25 protein-coding genes are annotated in these 24,098 nt (G+C 60.3%); 11 read left to right on the top strand and 14 right to left on the bottom strand.

Going from position 1 to position 24,098, the window contains the following annotated elements; translation table 11 throughout:
• Positions 1-28 precede the first annotated feature (28 nt).
• The 3 genes from I5L03_RS10805 to I5L03_RS10795 are packed head-to-tail and all read right to left on the bottom strand — an operon-like array spanning position 29 to position 2,842.
• Positions 29-460, bottom strand: a complete 432-nt coding sequence (locus I5L03_RS10805) for an HPr kinase/phosphorylase (protein ID WP_234035205.1) — start codon at positions 458-460, stop codon at positions 29-31.
• A 19-nt stretch (positions 461-479) separates the two neighbouring features.
• Positions 480-2,036 (bottom strand): sensor histidine kinase, encoded by a 1,557-nt coding sequence (locus I5L03_RS10800; RefSeq protein WP_197921780.1) that lies wholly within the window; start codon positions 2,034-2,036, stop codon positions 480-482.
• A gap of 8 nt (positions 2,037-2,044) precedes the next feature.
• Positions 2,045-2,842, bottom strand: coding sequence for a response regulator transcription factor (locus tag I5L03_RS10795; protein WP_197921779.1), 798 nt, complete (start codon positions 2,840-2,842; stop codon positions 2,045-2,047).
• Between the two features lie 238 nt (positions 2,843-3,080).
• Between I5L03_RS10795 and I5L03_RS10790 the strand changes: the two genes are divergently transcribed.
• From I5L03_RS10790 to I5L03_RS10775, 4 genes are all read left to right on the top strand, one after another.
• Positions 3,081-4,688 carry a phosphoenolpyruvate carboxykinase gene (locus I5L03_RS10790; protein ID WP_407647622.1) on the top strand — a complete coding sequence of 536 codons (1,608 nt, stop codon included), beginning with the start codon at positions 3,081-3,083 and terminating at the stop codon, positions 4,686-4,688.
• Between the two features lie 135 nt (positions 4,689-4,823).
• The gene (locus tag I5L03_RS10785; protein ID WP_197921777.1) at positions 4,824-5,144 is read left to right on the top strand and encodes a hypothetical protein; all 321 of its coding nucleotides are present in this window, start codon (positions 4,824-4,826) and stop codon (positions 5,142-5,144) included.
• Positions 5,145-5,147: 3 nt separating this feature from the next.
• A complete protein-coding gene (locus I5L03_RS10780; RefSeq protein ID WP_197921776.1) occupies positions 5,148-5,663 on the top strand; it encodes a DUF937 domain-containing protein in 516 nt (171 codons plus the stop codon).
• A gap of 37 nt (positions 5,664-5,700) precedes the next feature.
• On the top strand, positions 5,701-6,603 hold the full coding sequence (locus I5L03_RS10775; protein WP_197921775.1) for a glutaminyl-peptide cyclotransferase: 903 nt from the start codon (positions 5,701-5,703) through the stop codon (positions 6,601-6,603).
• Between the two features lie 7 nt (positions 6,604-6,610).
• Here the strand turns inward: I5L03_RS10775 and I5L03_RS10770 are convergent, their stop codons facing one another.
• Positions 6,611-8,470: a DUF885 domain-containing protein gene (locus I5L03_RS10770; RefSeq protein WP_197921774.1), complete on the bottom strand. Its 1,860-nt coding sequence runs from the start codon at positions 8,468-8,470 to the stop codon at positions 6,611-6,613.
• Between the two features lie 62 nt (positions 8,471-8,532).
• Here I5L03_RS10770 and I5L03_RS10765 point away from each other — a divergent pair, with 62 nt between their 5' ends.
• Positions 8,533-8,739 carry a hypothetical protein gene (locus I5L03_RS10765; RefSeq protein WP_197921773.1) on the top strand — a complete coding sequence of 69 codons (207 nt, stop codon included), beginning with the start codon at positions 8,533-8,535 and terminating at the stop codon, positions 8,737-8,739.
• Between the two features lie 56 nt (positions 8,740-8,795).
• On the opposite strand, the gene I5L03_RS13545 is transcribed toward I5L03_RS10765, so the two are convergent.
• Together I5L03_RS13545 and I5L03_RS10755 are read right to left on the bottom strand one after the other, a co-directional pair.
• Entirely contained in the window at positions 8,796-9,482 is a 687-nt protein-coding gene (locus I5L03_RS13545; RefSeq protein WP_197921772.1) for an energy transducer TonB, read from the bottom strand.
• A gap of 190 nt (positions 9,483-9,672) precedes the next feature.
• On the bottom strand, positions 9,673-10,329 hold the full coding sequence (locus I5L03_RS10755) for an alpha/beta hydrolase (protein WP_197921771.1): 657 nt from the start codon (positions 10,327-10,329) through the stop codon (positions 9,673-9,675).
• 117 nt (positions 10,330-10,446) lie between these two features.
• Here I5L03_RS10755 and I5L03_RS10750 point away from each other — a divergent pair, with 117 nt between their 5' ends.
• Genes I5L03_RS10750 through I5L03_RS10735 form a run of 4 tightly spaced genes read left to right on the top strand, consistent with a single transcriptional unit; the run spans position 10,447 to position 13,692 of the window.
• Positions 10,447-11,484 (top strand): cysteine desulfurase family protein, encoded by a 1,038-nt coding sequence (locus tag I5L03_RS10750; protein ID WP_197921770.1) that lies wholly within the window; start codon positions 10,447-10,449, stop codon positions 11,482-11,484.
• Complete coding sequence (locus I5L03_RS10745; RefSeq protein WP_197921769.1) at positions 11,481-12,551, top strand: cysteine desulfurase family protein; 1,071 nt, start codon at positions 11,481-11,483, stop codon at positions 12,549-12,551. Before I5L03_RS10750 ends, I5L03_RS10745 begins: the two co-directional genes overlap by 4 nt.
• Complete coding sequence (locus I5L03_RS10740) at positions 12,548-12,877, top strand: 2Fe-2S iron-sulfur cluster-binding protein (RefSeq protein WP_197921768.1); 330 nt, start codon at positions 12,548-12,550, stop codon at positions 12,875-12,877. The genes I5L03_RS10745 and I5L03_RS10740 overlap by 4 nt, the downstream gene beginning before the upstream one ends.
• Positions 12,878-12,903: 26 nt before the next feature.
• Entirely contained in the window at positions 12,904-13,692 is a 789-nt protein-coding gene (locus I5L03_RS10735) for an ion transporter (RefSeq protein WP_197921767.1), read from the top strand.
• 17 nt (positions 13,693-13,709) lie between these two features.
• Here I5L03_RS10735 and I5L03_RS10730 read toward each other — a convergent pair whose 3' ends face one another.
• Entirely contained in the window at positions 13,710-15,416 is a 1,707-nt protein-coding gene (locus tag I5L03_RS10730) for a mechanosensitive ion channel family protein (RefSeq protein ID WP_197921766.1), read from the bottom strand.
• A 107-nt stretch (positions 15,417-15,523) separates the two neighbouring features.
• Entirely contained in the window at positions 15,524-16,084 is a 561-nt protein-coding gene (locus I5L03_RS10725) for a type 1 glutamine amidotransferase domain-containing protein (protein ID WP_197921765.1), read from the bottom strand.
• Positions 16,085-16,188: 104 nt separating this feature from the next.
• Between I5L03_RS10725 and parC the strand changes: the two genes are divergently transcribed.
• Positions 16,189-18,486 (top strand): DNA topoisomerase IV subunit A, encoded by a 2,298-nt coding sequence (gene parC / locus I5L03_RS10720; protein ID WP_197921764.1) that lies wholly within the window; start codon positions 16,189-16,191, stop codon positions 18,484-18,486.
• A 100-nt stretch (positions 18,487-18,586) separates the two neighbouring features.
• On the opposite strand, the gene I5L03_RS10715 is transcribed toward parC, so the two are convergent.
• The 6 genes from I5L03_RS10715 to I5L03_RS10690 all read right to left on the bottom strand — a co-directional run bounded on the left by I5L03_RS10715 (position 18,587) and on the right by I5L03_RS10690 (position 23,454).
• Positions 18,587-19,081 carry a hypothetical protein gene (locus I5L03_RS10715; protein ID WP_197921763.1) on the bottom strand — a complete coding sequence of 165 codons (495 nt, stop codon included), beginning with the start codon at positions 19,079-19,081 and terminating at the stop codon, positions 18,587-18,589.
• A 247-nt stretch (positions 19,082-19,328) separates the two neighbouring features.
• Positions 19,329-20,510: a CCA tRNA nucleotidyltransferase gene (locus tag I5L03_RS10710; protein ID WP_325100173.1), complete on the bottom strand. Its 1,182-nt coding sequence runs from the start codon at positions 20,508-20,510 to the stop codon at positions 19,329-19,331.
• Positions 20,503-21,105 (bottom strand): CoA pyrophosphatase, encoded by a 603-nt coding sequence (locus tag I5L03_RS10705; RefSeq protein WP_197921762.1) that lies wholly within the window; start codon positions 21,103-21,105, stop codon positions 20,503-20,505. Before I5L03_RS10705 ends, I5L03_RS10710 begins: the two co-directional genes overlap by 8 nt.
• Positions 21,102-21,653 carry a DUF1285 domain-containing protein gene (locus I5L03_RS10700; protein ID WP_197921912.1) on the bottom strand — a complete coding sequence of 184 codons (552 nt, stop codon included), beginning with the start codon at positions 21,651-21,653 and terminating at the stop codon, positions 21,102-21,104. The genes I5L03_RS10705 and I5L03_RS10700 overlap by 4 nt, the downstream gene beginning before the upstream one ends.
• 26 nt (positions 21,654-21,679) lie before the next feature.
• Positions 21,680-22,195, bottom strand: coding sequence for a GNAT family N-acetyltransferase (locus tag I5L03_RS10695; protein WP_197921761.1), 516 nt, complete (start codon positions 22,193-22,195; stop codon positions 21,680-21,682).
• 59 nt (positions 22,196-22,254) lie between these two features.
• Complete coding sequence (locus I5L03_RS10690; protein ID WP_197921760.1) at positions 22,255-23,454, bottom strand: PQQ-dependent sugar dehydrogenase; 1,200 nt, start codon at positions 23,452-23,454, stop codon at positions 22,255-22,257.
• Here I5L03_RS10690 and I5L03_RS10685 point away from each other — a divergent pair.
• Positions 23,453-24,091, top strand: a complete 639-nt coding sequence (locus tag I5L03_RS10685) for a ribonuclease HII (protein ID WP_197921759.1) — start codon at positions 23,453-23,455, stop codon at positions 24,089-24,091. The genes I5L03_RS10690 and I5L03_RS10685 overlap by 2 nt on opposite strands.
• The last annotated feature ends 7 nt before the right edge of the window (positions 24,092-24,098 follow it).

Below are 24,098 nucleotides of genomic sequence, written 5' to 3'. Positions count from 1 at the left end.
TTCATTCTGCAAAAGGGAACACTAAACCTTAGGCGGTATTGGCAATTTGCCCATGGATTTCGAGCGCGGCCTCGGCGCGCAAGGGAAGGGCGGGTGTGTCCGGATAGAGATCGACCTGCGGAACCGGATGGCCGAGCAGCAGCGCTTCATTCGCACCCAATGGCATCCGCTCCGCATCGGGATTGAGATTGATGATGATTGAAATGGGCGCGCTGGTGGTCGGCACTTCCAGCAGGCCGACATTGCGGATCTCGATCAATCCCTCGGTGATGGGCGGCGGTGACGCGACGATCTGCCCGTCCTGTTCGGCCAGTGCGACACCATCATCGCCGACCAACTCAGCCCCGCGATCGAGCAGGGCAAGCGCGAGGCTCGATTTTCCGCTTCCGGGTTCGCCTGTAATCAGCATTCCGCGCCCGCGCATGGAAACGCAGCTTACATTCGCCATCACGTCAGTCATGTTTCTTTGTCACCATCCTTCAGGCAGCCGGCAGTTCCAGCACCAAGCATGCGCCGCCCAATTCTCCACCATCATCATCCACGCTCAGCGACCCGTCATGCGCCTCTGCAATTGTCCGGCCGATGGCGAGGCCCAGGCCGCTATGATCGCCAAAGGTTTCCGCATCGGGCCGGTGGGAGTGGAAACGGCGGAAGACTTTCTCGCGCTCATTTTCGGGGATGCCCGGCCCTTCATCGCACACGCTCGCCTGCACGCGGCCCTCGCTGTGGCGAATCTCTACGAGAATGCGTCCACCATCGGGCGAGAAGGATATGGCGTTATCGAGCAGGTTTTCGGCGATCCGCTCCAGTCGGATGGGCACGCCCATGACGGTCGCCCGCTCGCTTGGACAGCGCACTTCGATCGAGGAGCCGCTCGCTTCGCCGCGATCCTCTTTTCGCGCGACGACATTAGTGAAAAGAGCGCACAGATCGACCGGCTCGAATGTCGCGCGGCTCAGCTCTGCATCGATACGGCTGGCTTCGGAAATTTCGGTGACGAGGCGATCGATCCGGCGCACATCATGCGCCGCGACATCGACCAGCTGCGCGCGTAGGTCCGGATCCTCGACCTTGGGCAGGCTTTCGGTCGCACTGCGAAGGCTAGCAAGCGGATTCTTGATCTCATGCGCGACATCGGCGGCGAAGGTCTCCACCGCGTCGATCCGCTGGCGGAGCGTTGCGGTCATGTCGGACACTGCGCGGGCGAGCAGGCCGATCTCATCGCGCCTCTCCTGCATGCGCGGCACTTCGATATCGCGTTCGCGGCCGAGCCGAACGCGCTGGGTCGATTGCACCAGCCGTCGCAGCGGTTCGATGATCGTATTGGCGAGATAAAGTGAAAGGATTGTCGACACTGCCAGCGCGAGAAGGATAATAGTCATCAAGCTTGTGCGCGCAGAGCGCACGGCCTGGGTGATATCGACAGCGTTGCGCGTCGTCAGCAGGCTCGCACCATTCACGCCGACAGGCGCGGCGGCGTTGATAACGGGTGTGCCATCGGGCGCGCGCCGCAATTCGATTTGCGAGAGGCCCTGTTGCCGAACGCGGGCGAGCTCTGGCCAATTGTCGGCCATGGTATCGGCAGGCTCGACGTAGTCGGGAGGGCTGGGCGCCCCCACCACGATATTGACGGCATTATCGGTCCAGCGCGCCAGATCTTCGACAAGAGGCTCTGCAACCGGGTCATCGAAGGCGAAGCTTGGCTCATCAAGCGTGAAGCTATCTGCGATAAGCGTTCCGGAGGCATCATACATGCGCAACCGCATTCGCTGTTCACGGCCGATCTGGCTGAGCAGGGCCTCTTGCCGCTCAACCGTGGCTCCTGCCAGAGCTTCGGCCGTGATCTGTGCCTCGATACGAGCTAGCTTGAAGCGCTCATCAAGCAATTGGCGGCGATAGGAGTCGAGAAAGAACAGGCTGCCCGCCAACACTAGCAGCGGGATCAGATTCACCATCAGGATGCGCGTAGTGAGCGAAACGCCGAGCGGGAAGGCGAGCCGTTCGAAGCGCGAGGATGCCTGATCGGTGTCAGCCATGATCGGTCTCAACCATCGGCGAAGCTGTAACCGGCGCCGTACAGCGTTTCGATCGCGCCGAATTCAGGGTCTGCCTTGCGGAATTTCCGGCGCAGCCGCTTGATGTGCGAATCCACCGTGCGATCATCAACAAAGATGTCGTCCGGATAGGCGGCATCCATCAGCTGGTTGCGGCTCTTGATAACGCCGGGGCGCTGGGCGAGCGCTTCCAGGATCAGGAATTCGGTGACTGTCAGGCTGACCGGATCGCCTTGCCACGTCACTTGGTGCCGTGCCGGATCCATAACCAATCGGCCGCGCACCATCATGCCGTTATCAGCAGATGCGGGTGCGGCAGAGCCCTCGCTGGCTGGCTCCAGCGGAGCGGCACGGCGCAGGATAGCGCGTATGCGGGCGAGCAGGAGGCGTTGGCTGAAAGGCTTGGCGATGTAATCGTCCGCGCCCATGGCAAGGCCGGCTTCCTCGTCCGCTTCCTGATCTTTGCTGGTCAGGAAGATCACCGGCAGGTCCGACGTCGCCCGCAGTTTCTGCAGCAATTCCATCCCATCCATGCGGGGCATCTTGATGTCGAATACAGCCAGATCGGGCGGGTTGCTTTTCAGCGCATCGAGCGCTGCTTCGCCGTCCGAATACACACGGGTGGCATAACCTTCTGCCTGTAGGGCGATGGAAAGAGTGGTCAGAATATTGCGATCATCATCGACCAAGGCGATGACGCGCTGGCTCGTTTCAGGCACGGCGTCGCCACCTCCTGCGTTCTCGCCTGCAATCGTGGTGTCTGCATTATCCTGATTGGGATGCGTCATTGCGTGCCTCTCTTGCGACGGGCCTAACTTTTCGCTCACAGATAAACAACTTTTGTCGGCCTGCACGCATGGGAAAACCTCGATTTCGTAAATGTGAACGATAACAATACGATTGGGCCGGGAATTGCGCTGCACTGCAAATTGACGCAGGTCATTTCGGCTCCTATGCGGACCTCAAACCGGTCACGCATACGAATGCGTAATGAGCCGGATTCGCCGCATATTGAGGAGCTTAGTCTTGTCCGTTTCGCTTTCCGTGCCGTTGTCCGAACAGGGCATTGCCACCTCCGCCACGATCCATGCCAATCTGGGTACGCCTGCCTTGGTGGAGCACGCAATCGCGAATGGAGAAGGTCGACTCGCAAAGCATGGTCCTCTGGTGGTGGAAACCGGCAAGCACACGGGGCGCAGCGCGAAGGACAAGTTCATTGTGCGCGATGGCGAGACCGAAGACACCGTATGGTGGGACAACAACGCCAGCATGAGCCCCGAGCATTTCGCCAATCTGAAAAAAGATTTCATGGCGGCGCTGGGCGAGAAGGACACGCTCTATGTGGCCGACCTGTTTGGTGGCAGCCAGCCAGAACACCGCGTCAAAGTGCGCGTGATCAATGAATTCGCGTGGCACAACATGTTCATCCGCACGATGCTGTGCCGCCCCACGGCGGAAGAGCTGGATGGGTTCATGCCAGAATACACCGTGATCGACCTGCCGAGCTTCAAAGCCGATGCGGAACGCCACGGCACGCGCAGCGAGACTGTTGTTGCGGTGAACCTGTCCGAAAAGCTGATCCTAATCGGTGGCACGCAATATGCGGGCGAGATGAAGAAGAGCGTCTTCGGCATTCTCAATTATCTGCTGCCGGTGAAAGGCGTGATGCCGATGCATTGCTCGGCCAATACCGGCCCTGACGGCAAGACGGCGGTGTTCTTCGGCCTTTCCGGTACTGGCAAGACGACGCTTTCCGCCGATGCCAGCCGTACGCTGATCGGCGATGATGAGCATGGCTGGAGCGATCAGGCGGTCTTTAATTTCGAAGGCGGCTGCTATGCGAAGATGATCCGCCTGTCCGAAGAGGCAGAGCCGGAAATCTACGCCACCACACGCATGTTCGGCACGGTGCTGGAAAATGTGGTGATGGACCCGGACACGCGCGAGCTCGATTTCGACGACAACTCGCTCGCCGAAAATAGCCGCGGCGCTTACCCGATCGACTTCATCCCGAACACGTCGGAGGAAAACCTCGGGCCGGTCCCGAGCAATGTCATCATGCTGACGGCTGACGCTTTCGGCGTGCTGCCTCCGATCGCGCGGCTGACGCCCGATCAGGCCATGTATCACTTCCTTTCAGGCTATACCGCGAAAGTTGCAGGCACCGAAATCGGCGTGACCGAGCCTGAGGCAACCTTCAGCACCTGCTTCGGCGCGCCTTTCATGCCACGTCACCCGAGCGTTTACGGCAATTTGCTGAAAGAGCGCATTGCCGAGGGCGGGGTGCAGTGCTGGCTGCTCAACACCGGCTGGACCGGCGGCAAGTACGGCGTCGGTAATCGCATGCCCATCAAGGCGACGCGCGCCCTGCTGAATGCGGCGCTCGACGGCAAGATGGACAATGTCGAATACCGCAAGGATGCGAATTTCGGGTTTGAAGTGCCGGTGAGCGTGCCTGCTCTTGAAGAAGCGAGGATCGATCAGGGCATTCTCGATCCGCGCAGTACTTGGTCTGACAAGGACGAATATGATCGCACCGCCGAGAAGCTGGTGCAGCTCTTCGTCGACAATTTCGAACCCTTCGCAGCCCATGTCGATGAGAGCGTCCGTCAGGCCGCTCCGCAACCCGCATAATCGCACCGCGACACGATTTTACAGTTGGAGAGGAAGGCCCCGATCGGTTTATGCCGGACGAGGCCTTTTTCTTGCAACTTTCATCCGCTAGCCTTGTTCTGTCTTCAGATACGCAATTAGCAAGGAGAGAGCACGATGAGCATTTTCGACCAGATCAAGAACATGGCCCATAATCACCCGACGGTGAAGAACATGGCAGACAAGCTGGGCATCGATCAGGAAACCGCAGAAAAGGCGATTGCGGCTCTTACCGAAGGCCATCAGGCCGAGGGCGATACGCTGGACGTTGCCGCTGACAAGAGCGGCATCGACAAGGGCATTTTGGGCCAGGTGATGGAGCATGTCGGCGGCGAGGGTTCGCTTAACGGCTTTATGCAGATGCTGGACAAGGATCACGATGGTAATCCGATGAACGATGTCGCCGATATGGCGGGCAAATTCTTCGGAAAGAAGTAAGTCATGAGCCTTGCACAAATCCTGCAGCAGACCGGCGTCATCGATAGCATGGCGCGCGAGCTCAATATCGATGAGCAGACCGCGCGCGCCGGCGCCGGTGCGCTTTTGCCCGCAATCGTCGCGGGGATGGGGCGCAGCTCGACATCGGGCGGCGGCTCCGATCCGCTTGGTGGATTGGGCGGTCTCGCAGGCGCTGTGCTGGGCGGTTCTGGTGGAGGGGGCGGCCTTGGCGGCGGCCTCCTCGACATGGTGCTGGGTCAGCAGCCTACGCCGACACAGCCGGGTAACGACATTCTCGGCAATATCTTCGGCTCGAAAGATGTGAGTCGGTCTGTGGCAGGCGAAGTCGCTGCGGTGACCGGGCTCGATGAGAACCTGCTGAAGCGCATGCTTCCCATTCTCGCGATGGCGGTCGTCGGATATATGACCCGGCAGGCGAGCGAGGACGCTCCCGGCGCTCAGGGCGGCGGGCTTGGAGGCATACTCGGCTCCATCGTCGGCGGCCTCGCCCGGCGATAACGCTTCATTCGACAGACAGACAAACCATGCGAGGGGGATGGTTATGAAAGACTGGCTGAAAGGTACCTCTGCGCCTGTCGCGCTGTTCGCGGCAGTAGCTATTGGCGGTTGCACTCCGCTAGCGGCACAGACCGATCCGGTCTCCACTTCCCCTGCCGGTGAACAGGAACAGGCAGCGCCAGCCGATCCCGTTGAATGGGGCGTGGAGATTGTCGCGGAGCACCCGCACGATGCCACCGCATTTACGCAAGGCCTTCTGTGGCATGACGGGTATCTGTATGAGAGCACCGGCCGACTGGGCACATCGCAAGTGCGCAAGCTCGATCTGGAAACGGGCGAGGTTCTCGCCGCCAGCGATATTCCTGCCGACCAGTTCGGCGAAGGGCTGGCCATCTGGAACGATCAGCTTATCAGCCTCACCTGGACGCACGGCATCGTGCATCGCTGGAACATCGAAGACCTGTCCCTGATCGAAAGCGTGGATGGCTTTCCTTACGAATTTTGGGGTCTCACCACCTTGGGCGATCAGCTGGTGTTTTCCGATGGCTCCTCCACCCTGCGCTTCGTCAATCCTGAGACTTTCGCGGTCGAACGCGAGATGGATGTCGAATTTTTCGGCGAGCCGCTTGTCGACATCAATGAACTTGAAGTGATGGGCGGGCTGATCTGGGCGAACGTCTGGTTCACGCGCTACATCGTCGGCATCGATCCGGAGACGGGCCGCGTCGTGCAATGGGCGAATTTGCGCACCATCACCGATCGCATAGCCATGTCAGAGGAAGGCGCTGTGCTGAACGGGATCGCCTACGATGCGGAAAACGATCGCCTATTCGTGACCGGCAAACTTTGGCCCAGCCTGTTTGAGATCAGGCTGGTACCACTGATGGAAATTGGCGAGGATATCGCCCAGCAGCAGGACGGCGAAGTCGCGCTCCCGTAAAATGGCGCTAATCGCCTGCGCTCCGTACATAGCGCGCGACATTTGCAGCCAGCACATCGAGCGGCGCGTTGCCGCCCTCGACCACGGCCATGTTGAAATTACGCAGATCATACCGGCGGCCTAGTGAAGTGCGGGCCATTTCGCGCTGGCGCAGGATTTCCAGCTTGCCGACCATGTAACCGGTCGCCTGACCCGGCCAGCTGCAATAGCGGTCGATTTCATTGGTCGTCTCGGCCACACCCACGCCGCTATTGGTATGGAAGTAGTCGATTGCCTGCTGGCGACCCCAACCCTGCGCGTGCAGGCCAGTGTCCACCACCAGCCGGATTGCCCGGTAAGCCGCTGCCTGGTGATAGCCCAGCCGCCATGCCGGATTGTCGCTGTAAGCGCCCAGCTCGTCGCCCAATTGTTCGGCATAAAGCGCCCAGCCTTCGCTGAAGGCATTGAAGGCGAGGATCGCGCGGATCAGCGGTAGCTGGTTCGAATATTCGCCTTCCCACACATGGCCGGGGATGGCTTCATGGTGGGTAAGAGTGACCAGATCATAGGTGCGGTGCAGATCGGTATCGCGCAGATTGATCCAGAACGTGCCGGGGCGCGAACCGTCGACAGCAGGCGCGCCGCCATAGGCTGTGGGCGCTCCCAGCTCCTCATTGGGCGGGATGCGTTTCACCTGCACCGCGGGGTCAACAACGCGGGCAAAGGCGCGTGGCATTTCACCGCGGATCCATTCGATGCGGTCTTCAAGGAAGCTGATGATTTGCGCGCGGCCTTCATCGCCCTCTGCAAATTTGAAGCGGTCATCCTGCGATAGCTGGATCATGCGCTGGCCGGGATTGCCCTCGGTATAGCCAAGATCGCGCAGGATCGGGTCCATTTCGGAATGGATGTCTGCCAGCGTATCCATGCCCAGCTGGTGGATTTCGGCAGGCGACATATTGGTCGTGGTGCTGGATTTGAGGCTCCAGCGATACCATTCGCCGCCCTCCGGCTGCGCATCCATACCCGGCGCGCTGCCCGCCATTCCGCGCTGTAGGCGCAATTCGGCGAGCTGGCGTTCCAGCGCTACAGCGACGTCGGTCGTGACGATGGCATTGGCGCGTTCCTGCCAGCTTCCGGCAATCCCTTCTTCTGCCGTGCGGCGCACGAGGGATTCGACGAGGGAGCCACCCTGCATCGCGTCCGTCAACTGGCGCTGCATCTGATCGAGCGCGCGGTCGAGCAGGAAATCGGGCGGCACAACGCCCATTTCGCGGCCCGCCCGCATCCGCTCGAGTTCGCCTTGGAGCACGCCCGGAATTTCCTCCAGCCGCGCGATATAGGCTTCCGCATCTGCTTCGTCGCGGATCGGATGATCGCTATCGAGCGCGCGGGGAAGGTCGATATAGGCACCGACATTTTGGATGACGGGGTAAGGCGCGGTGCGCCAGCTGCCGACGGGAATGTCGCCATAGGGAAGCGCGAGCCCCTCCAGCGCGGTTTCATAAGCGCTCTCGACCACTTCGAAGCTGGTGCGTGTCGCCGGATCGAGTCCGCCTTTCGGGAAGGCGCGGGCACGTTCCAGATCGGCGGCAAGCGTCGCGGCCTTGGCATCCTGACCAGCCTGAGATGCATCGCCCAACTGGCTGCGCAAATACGCGTATTCGCCCGTATCGACCCCAAGGCTGCTCGCCCGCAGCGGCTCGTGGCGTAGCAGGTTCCATGCGAAATCATCGAGCAGTGCTTGGCCCGCGGCCTCTCCGGCAGCGGGAGTAGTGCTGGCAATCGTCCCAGTGGCACATCCGGGAAGCACGGTGAGGGCAGTGGAAGTGCCCAGCGCCCCGATGAACTGGCGGCGGGAAAGCGAAGCGTCGATGGGATTTTTCATGAACTGATTGGTCGCGCAAGCTAGTGCTTCCGTCAAGGCATAGCAGACGCTAGGAAAAGCCCATGTTCGATATCGTCATGTCCGTCATCGTGCTTGCGGCGGTCGCGCTGGTCGCCGGAGCGATTGCCATGCTGCGCCGGGGCAATCGCAAGCAGGGCATGCTGATGCTGCTGCTCGCTGCCGTCATGGTCGCGAATGTGGCAATCTGGCTTATTCCAACCGAAAGCGGCGACACCCTTGCAGATGCCGCCGCCAGCTCCGATGACTAGGCCTGTCAGTGCGCTCAGCCCAATCACGAAGTCCTGAATAGACCGTTGGAGAGAGCCTATTCAGGGATTTGCCAGGTCACAGTGCCGGTATAGGTGCCGACCACCTGTTCTCCCTGGTTGTTCGTCGCCGGATTGAAGCGCGCACGCTGCGTGATCAGGCGGCAGGTTGAACGGTCGAGCGAGCTGTGGCCGGTGCTGGATGTGATATCGCAGGCATCGACGCGGCCATCGCTGCCGATGACGAGGCGATAGCGCGCAGTACCTTCATTTCCGCGTCGTAAATCGCGCCCTGAATAGTCGTTCGTGGTAATCCAGCTGCCCATGTTATTGCGCGGCACGGGCGGTGCAGGAGTGTAGGATGGCGCAGGAGGCGGTGGCGGCTCCACTGCAATTGGCCCCCTGATCGGCGGATCGACCGGAACGCGCGTGGTGATAGGTGGCAGGGTGAAGTCCGGCTCCGCGACTTGCACCGGGTTATTGGTAGGAATATCGAGCGGCGGCACTGGCGCAGCTGGCGGAGTGACAGGCACCACGGCATCTGTCGGCACTGGCTCGGGCGGTGGCGGCGGCACATCGGGAATGTGGAAGACAGTCGGATTATCCTCGATCGGTGGATCGACGATGTAAGTTGTCACTGCCAAACCGGCGACAAGGCCCGCGCCGAGCAAAGCATGGACTCCGACTACGGTCCCAGCGGCCTTGATACGTTCTGCTGGTGAAATGGTTGCGTTTGCATAAGACATGACGCTCTCCTCTTCCTTCGTCAGGATATACCATAACGTCACAGAATTGCTGGAAAGTCAAATATACGACAATTTCCAACCCTTTGGCGCTTCTCTTGTCTTTGAATACTTCGCCTTCCTCATATAGCAAAACGCGCCCCCGCCGTGGCAGGAGCGCGTTTGTTTCCTTAGCCGCAAAGCGGCGCGGAAATCAGGTGATCGGGCAGCTCGGATCGAGGCGGAAGTCGAGATAATTGTCGACCGACTTCATCAGCTCTTCCTGCTCGTTCTCGAAGAAGTGATTGGCGCGCGGAATTTCATCGTGATGGATCGTGATGTGCTTTTGCGTGCGCAGCTTGTCGACCAGCTTCTGCACGGCCTGCGGCTGTACCACCGTATCCGCCGTACCCTGCACGAAAATGCCCGAAGCGGGGCAGGGCGCAAGGAAGCTGAAATCATACATATTTGCAGGCGGCGCAATCGAGATGAAGCCGCGGATTTCCGGACGGCGCATCAGCAGTTGCATGCCAATCAGCGCGCCAAAGCTCACCCCGGCAACCCATGTCACCTGCGCTTCGGGATGGATCTGCTGCACCCAGTCGAGCGCGCTTGCGGCATCGGATAGTTCGCCAATGCCATTGTCAAAGCTGCCCTGGCTGCGGCCGACACCGCGAAAGTTGAAGCGCAGCGTGGCAAAACCCCGGTTGACGAAAGTCTTGTAAAGCTGCTGGACGATCCGGTCATTCATCGTGCCGCCGCCCTGCGAATGCGGGTGCAGGATCATGGCAACGGGCGCGCGCGGGCGCGGACCGGGAGAGAAACGACCTTCAAGACGGCCTTCGGGGCCGGGAAAAATGACGTGCGGCATGGGCGGGTAGGGCCTTCGCAAGAATGGTTGAAGCGCGCGCACTGGCGCTGCGCAAGTGGGCGGCTATATAGGCATTATGCGCGAATTCGCAATCATTCTCGAAGGGTGCGTCCGTATATGAGCCGCATCTATCTGGACCATGCCGCCACCAGCCCGCTCCGCCCCGAAGCCAAGGCCGCCATGGAGGAAGGTTTCGCCATTTGGGCGAACCCGTCTTCGCCCCATGCAGAAGGGCGCAAGGCCAAGGCTGCACTGGAGGATGCCCGCGAACGGTGTAAGGCCGCACTCGGCTGGGATGGCGAGCTGATTTTTACCAGCGGCGCGAGTGAGGCGGCGGCTCTGGCGCTGAACCATGCGAAGGCGGGCGCGCGGTTGGTCAGCACAGTTGAGCATGATTGCATTCTCGGCACAGCGAAGGATGCCGAGCGGCTGCGCGTGCACAGCGATGGCGCGCTCGATCTGGAAAACTTGCGCGAGGCCGTGCAGCGCGAAAAGCCGCTCGTGGCGGTCCAACATGTGAATTCGGAGACGGGCAACAGGATGGACCTGTCGGCGGTCTATGCGATTACGCAGGACGCAGGCGGACTGTTGCTCGCCGATTGCGCGCAGAGCGCAGCGAAAATGCCGCTGCCGCCCTGCGACATGGCCATCGTTTCTGCACACAAATTCGGCGGTCCGATTGGCGTGGGCGCTTTGCTGGTGCGCGATTATGCCATGTTGGAGCCTGTCGGCGGACATGAGCGTGGCTATCGCCGTGGGACGGAGAATATGCCTGCGGCGCTAGGCATGGCGACCGCGCTTGAGGCGATTGGCGAGCGCTATTGCGCCGCGTCGTTCGCTACTTTGGCTGACACGGTGCGTAACGCGGGAGGAACATGGCTCGGCGATCAATTGTCCGATCCGACACCGTTCGTTGCGTCCATAACGCACCCGTCGATGAGCGGCACGGCGCAGGTCATGCGGCTCGACATGGCGGGTTTTGCTGTTTCGCAGGGCAGTGCTTGTTCCAGCGGCACGATGAAAACCAGCCACGTGCTTGGCGCTATGGGGACCGACGAGGACGTAGCGCGGCGAACGATCCGCGTTTCGCTCGGCTGGAACACGAGTGAGGCAGATGTCGACGCGTTCTGCCGTGCGTGGGAGAACCTCACATGATCTATCTCGACAATCAGGCGACGACGCCTTTGGCGCCCGAAGCGCGCGATGCGATGCTGCAATGGCTCGACGGGCCGGATGGGTCCGGCTTTGGCAATCCCCATTCGCCGCACCGCATGGGACGGCAGGCGGCGGCCGCGATAGAGCTGGCGCGCGAGCACGTGGCGGGCCTGCTGCCACCGGGCGGAAAAGTGCATTTCACCGGCAGCGCGTGCGAGGCGATCAATCTGGCCATGCGCGGTACGCCGGGCGATGGGCCCATTTCCGTCAGCGGCATTGAGCATGCAGCCGTTTGGGATACAGCGAAAGCGCTAGGCAAACGGCATGTCCTGAATGTCGCAGCCAATGGCCAGTGCAACACCAATCAGGATGTGCCGCAGGGCACGAAGCTGGTCTGCGTGATGCAGGTGAACAATGAAATCGGCACAATCCAGCCGACCGTCGAATGGCACCGCAAGGCTAGGTCAGAGAACGCGCTTTTCCTGTGCGATGCAGTGCAAAGCTATGGCAAGATGGAAGTCACCGGCGCTGATATGATCGCCATTTCGGCGCACAAGATCTACGGGCCGAAAGGCATCGGCGCGTTGTGGGTGCGGAACGGGTTGGAGCTTAATCCGCAGATTACCGGTGGGTTGCAGGAAGGCGTGCGTTCCGGAACGCTGTCTACCGCTCTGGTCGCAGGATTCGGGGCAGCGGCTGCAGAGGCGAAAGACCGAATGGACCAGGATGCCGAGCATGCCGAGGGACTTTGGCAGGTGGCGCGCGACATGTTCCACGGCAATTGGGCGCTGAATGGCGACGAAGACACGCGGCTCCACAGCAATCTCAACATCCGGCGCAAGGGGCTCGATGTGAACCGCCTCATGAGCGATTGCCGCAATGTGATGTTTTCTGCCGGTTCCGCCTGCGCCAGCGGATCGGGCAAGCCAAGCCATGTCCTGAAAGCCATCGGCCTGTCCGACGAACAAGCGAAATCCTCTATCCGCATCGGCTGGGGCCGCTATACGACCCGCAGCGATCTGGAGGACGGTGTGCAGCAAATACTCGATGCGGCGAACGCGCAGTGAAAGTGACGTTCATCACCCGCGACGGCGATAAGGTTGAAGCCAGCGCTTCGGCTGGCGATCGCTTGCTTGAGGTCGGGCAGGCGGCGGGCATGCCGCTCGAAGGGACATGCGAGGGCCAGATGGCCTGCTCCACCTGTCATGTGATCGTAACGCGCGAATGGTTTGGCAAATTGCCAGAAGCGGTGGAGGAAGAGGAAGACATGCTTGATCTTGCCTCCGATGTTCAGGCAACGAGCCGCCTCTCATGCCAGATCGTGCTGACGGATGATTTGGACGGGCTGACCGTGCAAATTCCAGACGACAGCGTGAATGCGCAGAGCTTTTAACAATTTTTGAAATAAAGGAGTACGCCGTGCGCGAGGGGGCAAAGCGGCTGGTTTCTTCCAGTTGGTTCGAGAATTTTATTATCACGGTGATCGTGATCAACGCGATTGGGCTGGGGATGGAAACCTCGCCCGCCATTATGAGCCGTTACGGCGATGTCGTTTCCATGCTGGACCGCATTGCGCTCGGCATATTTGTGGTGGAGCTGGCGCTCAAAATGTTCGCCTATCGATTCGCTTTTTTCAAGAACGGCTGGAATGTCTTCGATTTGGCGATCGTAGGCGCAGCGCTGTTCCCGGCGTCGGCTGAACTCAGCGTACTGCGTGCGTTGCGAATCCTGCGTGCGCTACGCCTCGTGTCCGTCGTGCCGAGCATGCGCAAGGTCATCGCCGGCCTGTTCCGCGCGATACCCAGTATCGGCACGGTTATCGTGATGCTGCTGCTGCTGTTCTATATCAGCTCCGTCATGGCGACGAAGCTGTTCGGTGAAGCCTTCCCGGACTGGTTCGGCGATATCGGCCTGTCGCTATATTCGCTGTTCCAGATCATGACGCTGGAAAGCTGGAGCATGGGCATCGTGCGCCCGGTCATGGAAGTCTATCCATACGCGTGGGTTTTCTTCGTGCCCTTTATCCTTCTGACCAGTTTCATTGTCCTCAATCTCTTCATCGGTGTCATCGTCAACGCCATGAGCGAGGCGACCGATGAAGAGGCTCACACCGAGCGCGAGATGATTCTCGGCGAATTGCGCGGCCTTAAAGACGAGATCGCCGGCATGCGCCGCGATCTGGACAGAGGTCTAAGCCCAGGATCCTGAGTTCGGCTGCTGCCGGGTCAGGTCGCCTCGTCCATCCGGACTTCGCGCTCTCGTGAAAGATAGGCGGGGGTGGGTTCGTTGCTTGCCGCAGCGTCCATCCCCGCAATCTTTGCGAGCATGAACTCGCGCAATCGGCACTGCATCGCCCAGCCACGTTTGGGATCCGCCGCGCGTGCCATGAAGCGCACGACCATGGCCTTCGCATCTTGCGAAACCACTTCGACGACGGCGTCTTCCGGGTCTAACACGTCATCATCATTGGCGACGAATTCGCAGAATACCGGGCGTATCGCTTCGATATCGGCGCGATTGTCCAGCCGCACTTCGACATGCACCATCAGGCTCGGGTCCTGCTTGGTCCAGTTTTCGAAACTCTCGCTGGTAAATGCGCTGACAGGGGCGATGACGCGGCGTTCATCCCAAGTGCGCAGGCGCAGATGAGTGAAACCGATTTTTTCGACATAGCACCATTGATTATCGAAATAGACGGCATCACCAATGCGCGCGGTCTGTGCAAAGGCGATCTGGACGCTGGACATGATGTCGCCCAGCACTTTGCGCGCGGCGAAGACGAGGACCAGACCAAGGACGCCTGCCGATGCCATGATCGAAAAGCCGAGCGTGTCGGAAACATTGCTCGCCACCAGGACGAAGCCAGCACCTGCCAAAAGGATTATTGCTGTCACGATCCGGCGGATGGCGCTCATTTTCGTGTAGAAATTGCGATCCGAATTGTTTTCCGGGGCTTCCAGCTCTTCAGTCCTGCGGCTGGTGGCGAAGTCGAACAGCGCTTCGATTACGGAAAGCATGATGCCGATTATCGCCGCGATAATCAGGATGAGCTGCAGCGGGTCGAGGATATCGTGCACCGGGCCGGAAAGGCGGAAGAATGTCGCGCGAACAAGCGCAAATGTGCCGGCAAAAGCGAGCAGCGTTGCAGGCAGATGGACAGCCTCGAGAACGCCGTAAGCCTTGGTGTCCTCATCCAGTTTGGAGCGCCATTTCTCGATAGCCTTGTAGGTCAGGGCCGCTGCGAACGCCCCGATAAGCAAAATCAGCGGCAGGGCGATGACTTCCCACCAGGCCAATGTCCAGAAAGCCTGTTCGCGCAATGCCGGGGGAAGCGATTGCTCAAACTGTGTAGGCCCGTAGGCTTCGTAGAGACCACTGACATTCGCCACGGTCTGGCGGCTGAATACCCAGACGGGCTCTCCGCCGGGAGCCTGCACCCGTGCGATACGGATTGAGTAGGGTCGGCCATCAGTGGCGAGACTGGAAATGGCGATGGAGCGGCGCGGCTCACCAGCCATCGGATTTTCGGCGCTTGATTGGGTGTCAACGGCATCGGGCCTGTCAGACAATCCGGCCCAATCGATCTGCACCGAACGATGCATCAGATCGTAAAGCTGCGCGGTTGTCTCTTCCCGGTCAGCATCGGTCAAATCAGTAAAATCGAGCGCAGCGGCGGCATCATTCCACCGACCCTCTTCGCCCGCTGCCATAAAGCTCTCGATCAGGCCGCGCGGCGTTTCGAGATCGAGCGAAGACGAGCTGCCGCCATTCGCCAATTGTTCGACCTGATAGACATAGGGCTCTGGGCCCTGAGCCACCGAGCGATCTCCCTGTGCCGATGCGGGCGTAAGCGCGGCCATCATGCAAGTCAGAAGTGCGGCCAGGATGACTATCGTGCCGCGGATCAGGTCAGAATTTCGTGAAGCGATCATGTCTTGGCCAATGCGTGAGGCAGGTCAAAGGTCCGCATTCGCGCAAAAAGGCCCCGCCGCAATTCAACGGCGAGGCCTCTAGGATGTCAGGTTTTCAGCGCGATCGCTTATGCGTTTTCAAACTTGCCATGTTCTGCTGCCAGTTGTGATTCAAGCTGTTCGATCAATGCACTGGTGAAAGCCGGAATGTCATCCGGATTGCGGCTGGTGATGATGTTGCCGTCGACAGCAGCTTCCTGGTCGACGACATTGCCGCCCGCATTCTCCAGGTCGGTACGGACGCTCGGCCAACTGGTGACGGTCTTGCCGTCCACCAGGCCTGCTTCAATTAGGAGCCACGGTGCATGGCAAATTGCGGCGATCGGCTTGTTTTCTGCGGCGAAGTCGCGGATCAACTGTACCGCCTTGTCATTCATGCGGAGGCTGTCGGGATTGATTTGGCCACCTGGGAGGACAAGCGCATCGAACGCGTCGGTCGTGGCTTCGTCCACCGTCAAATCGACGGTAACGGGATCGCCCCATTCACCATCGGAAAAACCGCGGATCTGCCCGTCTTCCGGGCTTACGACGACCGCTTCGTAACCGGCTTTTTCAAGACGTGATTTGGGCTCTTCAAGCTCCGACTGTTCGAAACCATCGGTGGCGAGGATCATGATACGTTGGGTCATCAGGCGCGTTCCTTTTGTGTGTTTGCAATTACTCGACTAACGGCTGGGGAAACGCCTGTGTTCCGCGCTGTCCGACGAGGTGAGGCGGTGGTAGGGCGAGTGCCATGTCCGAAACTGACGACACCCCTGATTCTGAAAATGGCATCACGCGCGAACCGTTCGAAAGCGCTCTGTCGGAGCGCTATCTGGTCTATGCGCTGTCCACGATTACCGCGCGTTCGCTGCCCGATCTGCGCGACGGGCTGAAGCCGGTTCACCGCCGCCTGCTCTGGACGATGCGGCAGCTGCGCCTGTCTCCTGACAATGCCTTCAAAAAGAGCGCCCGCGTCGTTGGCGATGTTATCGGAAAATACCACCCGCATGGCGACGTGGCCGTTTACGATGCGATGGTGCGCCTCGCGCAGGACTGGACGCTGCGCTACCCGCTGGTGGAGGGGCAGGGCAACTTCGGCAATATCGATGGCGATAATGCTGCGGCCTATCGTTACACCGAAGCCCGGCTGACGCGCACCGCGATGCAGCTGATGGCGGGACTGGATGAAGGCACCGTCGAGTTCGTCCCGACTTACAACGGCGAAGAGGAAGAGCCCGAGCTGATGCCCGGCCTGTTCCCCAACCTTCTCGCCAACGGCGCGAGCGGGATCGCGGTGGGCATGGCGACCAACATTCCCAGCCACAATGTCGCCGAAGTGCTCGATGCGGCAGAGCTGGTGCTGTTCAACAAGGACGTTACGCACGAAGAGCTTATCGGCGTGTTTCACGGCCCGGATTTTGCCACCGGCGGCCTGATCGTGGACGGACCGGATGCGATTTCCAAGGCTTACGAAACGGGTCGAGGCAGCTTCCGGGTGCGTGGGCGTTTCCATGCAGCTGAAGCCGAAAATGCCGAAGACCGCGATGCCGGGATCGAGCGCCAGAAGGGCGGGGGATACCAGCTCGTCATTTCGGAAATTCCCTATCAGGTGCCCAAGGGCAAGCTGATCGAACAGATCGCGCAGGCGATTGCCGACAAGAAGCTGCCGATCCTCGATGATGTGCGCGACGAAAGCGACGAGAACATCCGCATCGTGCTTGTCCCGCGCAGCCGCAATGTCGATCCGGAGCTGCTGAAGGAAAGCGTCTACAAACTCACCGATTTGGAAACGCGCTTCGGCCTCAACATGAACGTGCTCGATCACACGCGCACGCCGATGGTGATGGGGCTCAAGGAATTCCTGTCGAACTGGATCGTCCACCAGATCGAGATCCTGCAAAAGCGCACGCAGCACCGGCTGGACAAGATTGCCGATCGGCTGGAACTGCTCGAAGGCTATATCATTGCCTTCCTCAATCTCGACCGGGTGATCGAAATCATCCGTTACGAGGATGAACCCAAGGCGGAGCTGATGGCCGAGTTCAAGCTGACCGACCGGCAGGCAGAAGCGATCCTCAATATGCGGCTGCGCAGTCTGCGAAAGCTGGAAGAGATGGCATTGCGGACCGAAAAGGACGAACTGCTGAAGGAACAGGAGGAGCTGCAAAAGCTGCTCGACAGTCCCGCTCGCCAAAAAACGCGCCTCAAAAAGGATATGGCGGCGCTGCGCAAGGAATACGGGCCGGAGACCGCGCTCGGCAAACGCCGCACGACGATCACCGATGAGTCGCCTGCGGTCGAATTCGATCCCAACGCCATGATCGAGAAAGAGCCTGTCACCGTCATCCTCAGCCAGAAGGGTTGGGTGCGCGGCGCGAAAGGCCATGTCGATTTCGGCAAGGATGGCGCGGGCGATTTCAAATATAAGGAAGGCGATGGACCGGCCTTTGCGCTCCATTGCCAGACGACCGACCGCGTGCTGCTCGCCTGCGACGACGGCCGCTTCTTCACACTGGGCGCGGACAAACTGCCCGGTGCGCGCGGCTTTGGCGAGCCGGTGCGCAACACGCTCGATATCGAGGCCTCGGCGAAAATCATCGCGGTTATCGTGCATGAGAAAGACAAGCAGGTCCTGCTCGCCAGCACGCTCGGCAAGGGCTTTGTCGCGGTGACGGACGAACTGCTCGCCGAAACCCGCAAAGGCCGCCAGGTGGTGAATCTCAAAGGCGATGCTGTCCTGACGGTCGCGCGCCCCATCGCGGCCGAGCATGATCATGTTGCCGTGGCGGGAGAGAACCGCAAGCTCGTCGTTTTTGCGCTGGAAGAAATGCCGGTGATGAGCCGCGGGCAGGGCGTCATGCTGCAGCGCTACCGCGATGGCGGCCTATCCGATGCGACGACCTTCGCGCTCGAAGAGGGGCTAAGCTGGGCAATGGGCGGAGACACGGGTCGCACGCGCACTGAGAACGAAATCGGCATGTGGAAAGTGGCGCGCGGTGCAGCTGGCCGATTGCCGCCGCAGGGATTTCCTAAAACGAATAAATTCTAGTTTTGCGAAGCGGCATCCGCCGCTTCGCAAAACAATCCCCTTAAACAAAAACCCGGCAGCTTTCGCCACCGGGTTTTTCGATTAAATAAGCTGAGAAAGCTTAGCCAGCCTGTGCTTCGAGAGCGGCCATGATGTCGGCATGGTTGGCCAGCACGATCAGTGCGCCTTCAGCGTCCAGCGCGAACAGGTTGAGCGGCAGTGCGATGCGCTCTTCACCGTCGGCGAGAAGAACTGCGTCTTCGCCCACTTCTTCGATCACGCCGAGGGCCTGCGCATCTACGGTAGCGACTGCGGTGCCGGGGACCAGAGCGGCAGCAAGGGCAGCTTCCTGCTCGGCCATGATTGCGCCGTAAGCGGTTTCGAGTTCGGCCTTGGTGGTGTTCAGTGTCCACACGCCATCGGTTTCAGCAAAAGCATCTGTGCCCAGCGGAACCTGGTAGGTGCCGGTATTCACGACCACGGTGGTGCCGTCATTCTGCTCGACAGTGCCGATCACGGCTTCGTCATTGCCGACGATGTCGGTGCCAACGTCCTGAGCCATGGCAGGGGTGGAAAAAGCGATTGCTGCAGCAGCTGCAGCGAAAGCGATACGCATATACAAAACTTCCCTTCATTCCGGCGACGCGCGAACGCCGTCCGGCTGTTAAAATTCGTCCGACCGGATTGCTCCGATAAATGCCGGATTGTTCAAGCGGGTGGCACACCCCGATGGGGGTAGATTCTCTGCACGCCAGAAGGCGCGATCCCGTTATCAAAGGTAATAGAGGATACCTTGTGAATGTTCCCTGACCAATTTCGCATCTGATTTCAACCTATATGCCGCAGATGCGAAGAGGAGGGTTTCAACGCGAAAGCTCCTCCTCAAGCAAGATGTCGACACGGTCGGCGGCGGGAAATCCTTCGGCAATCCAGCGCCGTTCGACTGCCTGAAGTATGCGCGCAACTTCCGGCCCCGCGCCCACGCCGCGCGCCACGATCGCGCCGCCTTTGAGAGGGAATTCAGGAACTTCCCAATTGTCTAGCGGGGCCGGGGAAACACTGTTCAGCAGCAGTAGGTCGCGCGCTTGATGGCTCCCCTCCCGATAGGCAAGGGCGCGTATGTCAGCATCGCTCGGTAAGGCGTCGGGCAGTCCATCGGCAAGGCGAGCAAGCGTTTTGCGGTTTGCGTTGGATAGACGCAGCCGTGCGGCGACTTGTTCGGCAAGCTTGCGATCGGGCGGCAAAAGCGCAGCAAGTCGGCGCAATGGATCGGCGGCAGCGCCCTGCGCGATTTCAAAAGCGATCAGGGTTTCGAGGCGGTCGATTTGCTCTGCGCCAGTTTCCGGCAGAACTTCTGCCAGCACTCCGCGCTCATACATTCGGCTCACGGTATCGGACGGGTCAGGCAAAGCCAGCAGGGCAAGCATTTCCATCGCCACCCGTTCGCGGCTGAGGCCTTTCAGCGTCGAAGCAAGCTCGGCGCAGGCCTCTTCCGCTTCCTCATCCAGCGCCGCACCGAAGCGAGCCTGGAATCGGTAATATCGCAGAATGCGCAAGTGATCCTCGCGAATACGCTCGCGCGCATCGCCGATAAAACGCACCCGCCGCTCCGCCAGGTCATCCAACCCGCCGAAGTAATCGGAGATTTCCAGCGTTTCTGGATGGGCGAAAAGGGCGTTGATGGTGAAATCGCGCCGTGCGGCATCGTCTTTCCACTCGCTGGCAAAAGCTACCGTCGCGCGGCGACCATCGGTCGCCACATCCTTGCGCAGTGTGGTGATCTCGACATTGCCTTCGGGAAGCACCGCAGTGACAGTGCCGTGATCGATGCCGGTCGGGATCGGCTTGATCCCTGCCGCTTTGAGCGTTCTCATCACGGCGTCGGGCAATAGCGTGGTCGCGGCATCAACATCGCGCACGTCGCTGCCAAGAAGCGTGTCGCGCACCGCGCCGCCCACCCAGCGCATATTCTCCGCGCCGAGCACGCTGACAAGCCGCGCCAGATCCTCTCGCTGCGTCCAGTCTGCTGCCGGCAGCTTAGTCACCGATCAATTCCTCCCACACCAGCCGATGCGACAAATTCGCGATGATGCCAGCTGTGATGCCCCAGATCCTATGGCCTTCCCAGACGATCTCCGTATAGGGCAATTCCAGCGGGCCGAACTGCCCCATCTTCTGCACATGATTGCGGCGATCGAGCACATAGCGAAGCGGGGCTTCGAACCAGCCATCGACTTCACGCGGGTCGGGAGTAATTTGCAAATCGTGCGGCACAAGGCCCAGCACCGGTGTCAAATTGAACCCCGTGCCCGTCATAAAGTGTTGTGCCGTCCCAACTACGCGCACTGTGGTTTGCGGGATGGCGAGCTCTTCTTCGGCTTCACGCAGCGCAGCGGTGATGGCATCCTCGCCTTCTTCCAGCTTGCCGCCGGGGAAGGACACCTGCCCCGGATGTGCTGCCATCGTCTTTGGGCGATGCGTCAGCAGCAGACCGGGCTCCTTGCGATCTGTGACGGCCATCAGCACCGCTGCATCGCGTGGTTGGCGCGTCACCCAGGCACTATCGTCGCGAATGCCTTCAATGCCGATATGTTCGGTTTCGCCGAACAGCTTGCTCAGGCGATCGAAAAGCGCGCTCATTCCGGACTGAGCGAGAAAGTCTCGCCCTGACTGGTGACATTCGTGCCATCGCCTTGCTGAAGCGCGATTTCCGCAAGCTGGAGCCATGTGGACCGATCAAGCCGCGCTTCGCAGCCGTGTCGGAAAGCCAGATAGATTGCAGGCGTGTCCGCATCTCCGGCCGCGCGCAAGGGATAGTCAGGCCCAGGCATGACATTCTCATCGATGTTGAGCCGGAAGGCGAGAACCTCGTCCTCGATATGCTTGCAGTCGACCGCTATGAAGGCCGCGTCCTCCACCTCTATTTCCTGCTTATAGTGCGGTGTGACGAGGAAATAGCGCTTATCCTCCTCGCGGCGCAGCAGGCTGGCAAAGGCACGGACCATGGCGGGGCGCGTGATCTGTCCGCCATCGTGATACCATTTGCCATCTGCGGCGATGCGCATCTTGCTGTGATCGGTTTCGGGTGGATCCCACTCATCGATCGGCGGCAATTGGCGCGATGCGCTCAGCTCGGCGATTTCGGCGAGAGACAGGCCTGCAAGATCGGGGGGAGGAGTGTAGGGCATCTGGTAAGGAGCGATGCCAGAGAGTGTCAGCCAATCCAAGGGCCAAGCGTGCCGGTGCCGGGCAAAATCGACGGATAGGCCGTTCGGACGAGCAGGCGATGCGGCTCATACGGGCCGGGGACGGACCAATCCTTCGTAGGCGCGGCCGAGAAGCCGAAGCGTCCGTAATATTCGGGATCGCCGATCATCACCTGCGGCAAATTGGCCTCTGAATCCATGGCCTGGGTCATGGCGGCCATCAGCGCGAGGCCAAAGCCTTCGCCTTGCCGATCGGGCACGACAGCGACCGGGCCGACCATCAGCATGGGATGCCTGCGATCTTGCGGATCGCTGAGGGCAACGGGCCATACCTGAATGGTGCCGACGAGCATGTCCTCATCGTCCAGCGCTGCGAAACTAAGCGCGGGAAGCCATTCCACGCCCGCGCGCACTTTGTAGGCTGTCCTGCCATGCCGATCGGCGCCAAAAGCGCGGTCCAGCACTTCCTCGAACATATCGGCAGGGACCGCTTCGAGCGGGATCAGCTTGGCGTTGTCCTTCATGATGGGCGGGGCGATAAAGAGCCGCTACAGCGAGGGCAACCATTTCACGCTGAGAAAAACTATCCCTTTGGCGTCAGCCTCAGCAGCCGTCCATCTTCGCCATCTTCGATCACCCAGATCGCGCCATCCGGCGCGATTGCAATATCCCGCAGGCGATCAGGCATTTCGTAGCGCGCTGCTTCATCGGCGCTGTTGGCGCCTGCATTCACGGTGACGCGGCTGATCGATTGGGTGCGCAGATTGGCAATCAGGAGCTGCCCGTTCCAGTCGGAGAACATCGAGCCTTCGTAAAATTGCATGCCGCCCGGCGCGATGACGGGGTTCCAGTAGATGGCCGGCTTGGCAAAGCCATCACCCGCCGTGTGATCGGGAATCGGATCGCCATTGTAGTTTTCACCATAGGAGCGGGTCGGCCAGCCGTAATTGTTGCCAGCAACGACCAGGTTCAGCTCGTCACCACCGGCGGGGCCATGCTCGAGCTCCCACAAATGGCCTTGGCTGTCGAAATCGAGACCCAGGAGGTTGCGCTGGCCGTATGTCCAGATCTGGTCCTGCGGCGAGCCCTGACCTGCAAAGGGATTACCGGCTGCGGCCGTGCCATCGAGGTTCAGGCGCACGACCGTGCCGAGATTGTTCGACATGTCCTGTGCCGGAGTCTGCTCCTGACGATCCCCGCTTGTCACAAAGAGATACTGGCCATCTGGCGAGAATGCCATGCGGTGGGAATAGTGCCCGCGGCGCTCACCGCCACGGCTCTGCTGCCAGATTTCGGTAAGACCTTCTACGCGGCATTCGGTTTCGCTGTCACAAACCAGCGTGCCGCGACCGACTGCTGCGCCGGTCAGGTCATTGCCCATATCCTTGGCCCAGCTGAGATAGATCATGTTGCTCGTCGCATAATCGGGCGCAAACGCAATCGCGCCAAGTCCGCCTTGGCCGGCATAGACCACATCGGGCATTCCGGTGACATTGCCGGTGGTGCCGGTGGTAGGATTATAGAATTTCATCGTGCCGGGCTGCTCGGTCAGGAAAATCACGCCTGTGCCGGGCTCGAAAGCAAGCGCCCATGGCTCATTGAAAGCGCCGTGGCTCTCCGCCGCGAAGGGCGAAGTGCTTTGCAATTCAATCATTTCGCCGCCAGCCATCGCGCTGGAGGATGAGGCTGATGGAGCGGGAGTTTCCCCCGTTTGCGCGCCCGAGCAACTTGCGAGCAAGATGGCGAGCGGGGATAGGGCGGAGGCGAGGAGATGCTTTGTCATGCTGTCAGGAACGCCTTCTGCCGATTTTTGTGCCCGTCTGGGCAAAAATCCGCTGGTGGCCGGTGTGGACGAGGCGGGACGTGGTCCCTTGGCGGGCCCCGTGGTCGCTGCGGCAGTGGTGCTGTGTGAGCCTGTGCCCGATGGCGTGAACGATTCCAAAAAGCTTTCCGCGAAAGCGCGTGCGGATGCAGAAACGCGTATCCTTAGAAGCTGCGCCTACGGCATCGGCGTGGTCGATGTGGGTTCGATCGACGAGCTCAATATCTTCGGCGCGACCATGCTTGCGATGAGTCTGGCGATGGAGCGATTATGCGAAGCTGTGGGCGAGACCGCGCTCCATACGCTGATCGACGGGAACCTCACGCCCGAAGGCCGCTGCGATCGTTGGCGCTGGCCCGCCACACCTATCGTCGGCGGCGATGGAAAAGAGGCCTGCATCGGCGCTGCGAGTATTATCGCCAAGGAATATCGCGATCGCATCATGGTGGATGCGGCTGAACGCCATCCGCACTATGGCTGGGAGCGCAATAAGGGCTATGGATCCAAGGAACATATGGAGGCTCTGCGCGTCCATGGTCCAACACCTTTTCACCGTCGATCCTTCGCCCCAGTGGCACAAATGGAATTGAGCCTCTAAAAGCGCG

The sequence above is a fragment of the Aurantiacibacter sediminis genome (genome assembly GCF_016019885.1).
Lineage (GTDB): Bacteria > Pseudomonadota > Alphaproteobacteria > Sphingomonadales > Sphingomonadaceae > Alteraurantiacibacter > Alteraurantiacibacter sediminis.
Note: the sequence above shows the minus strand (reverse complement) of the source record. Positions and strands in the feature narration are given on the sequence as shown.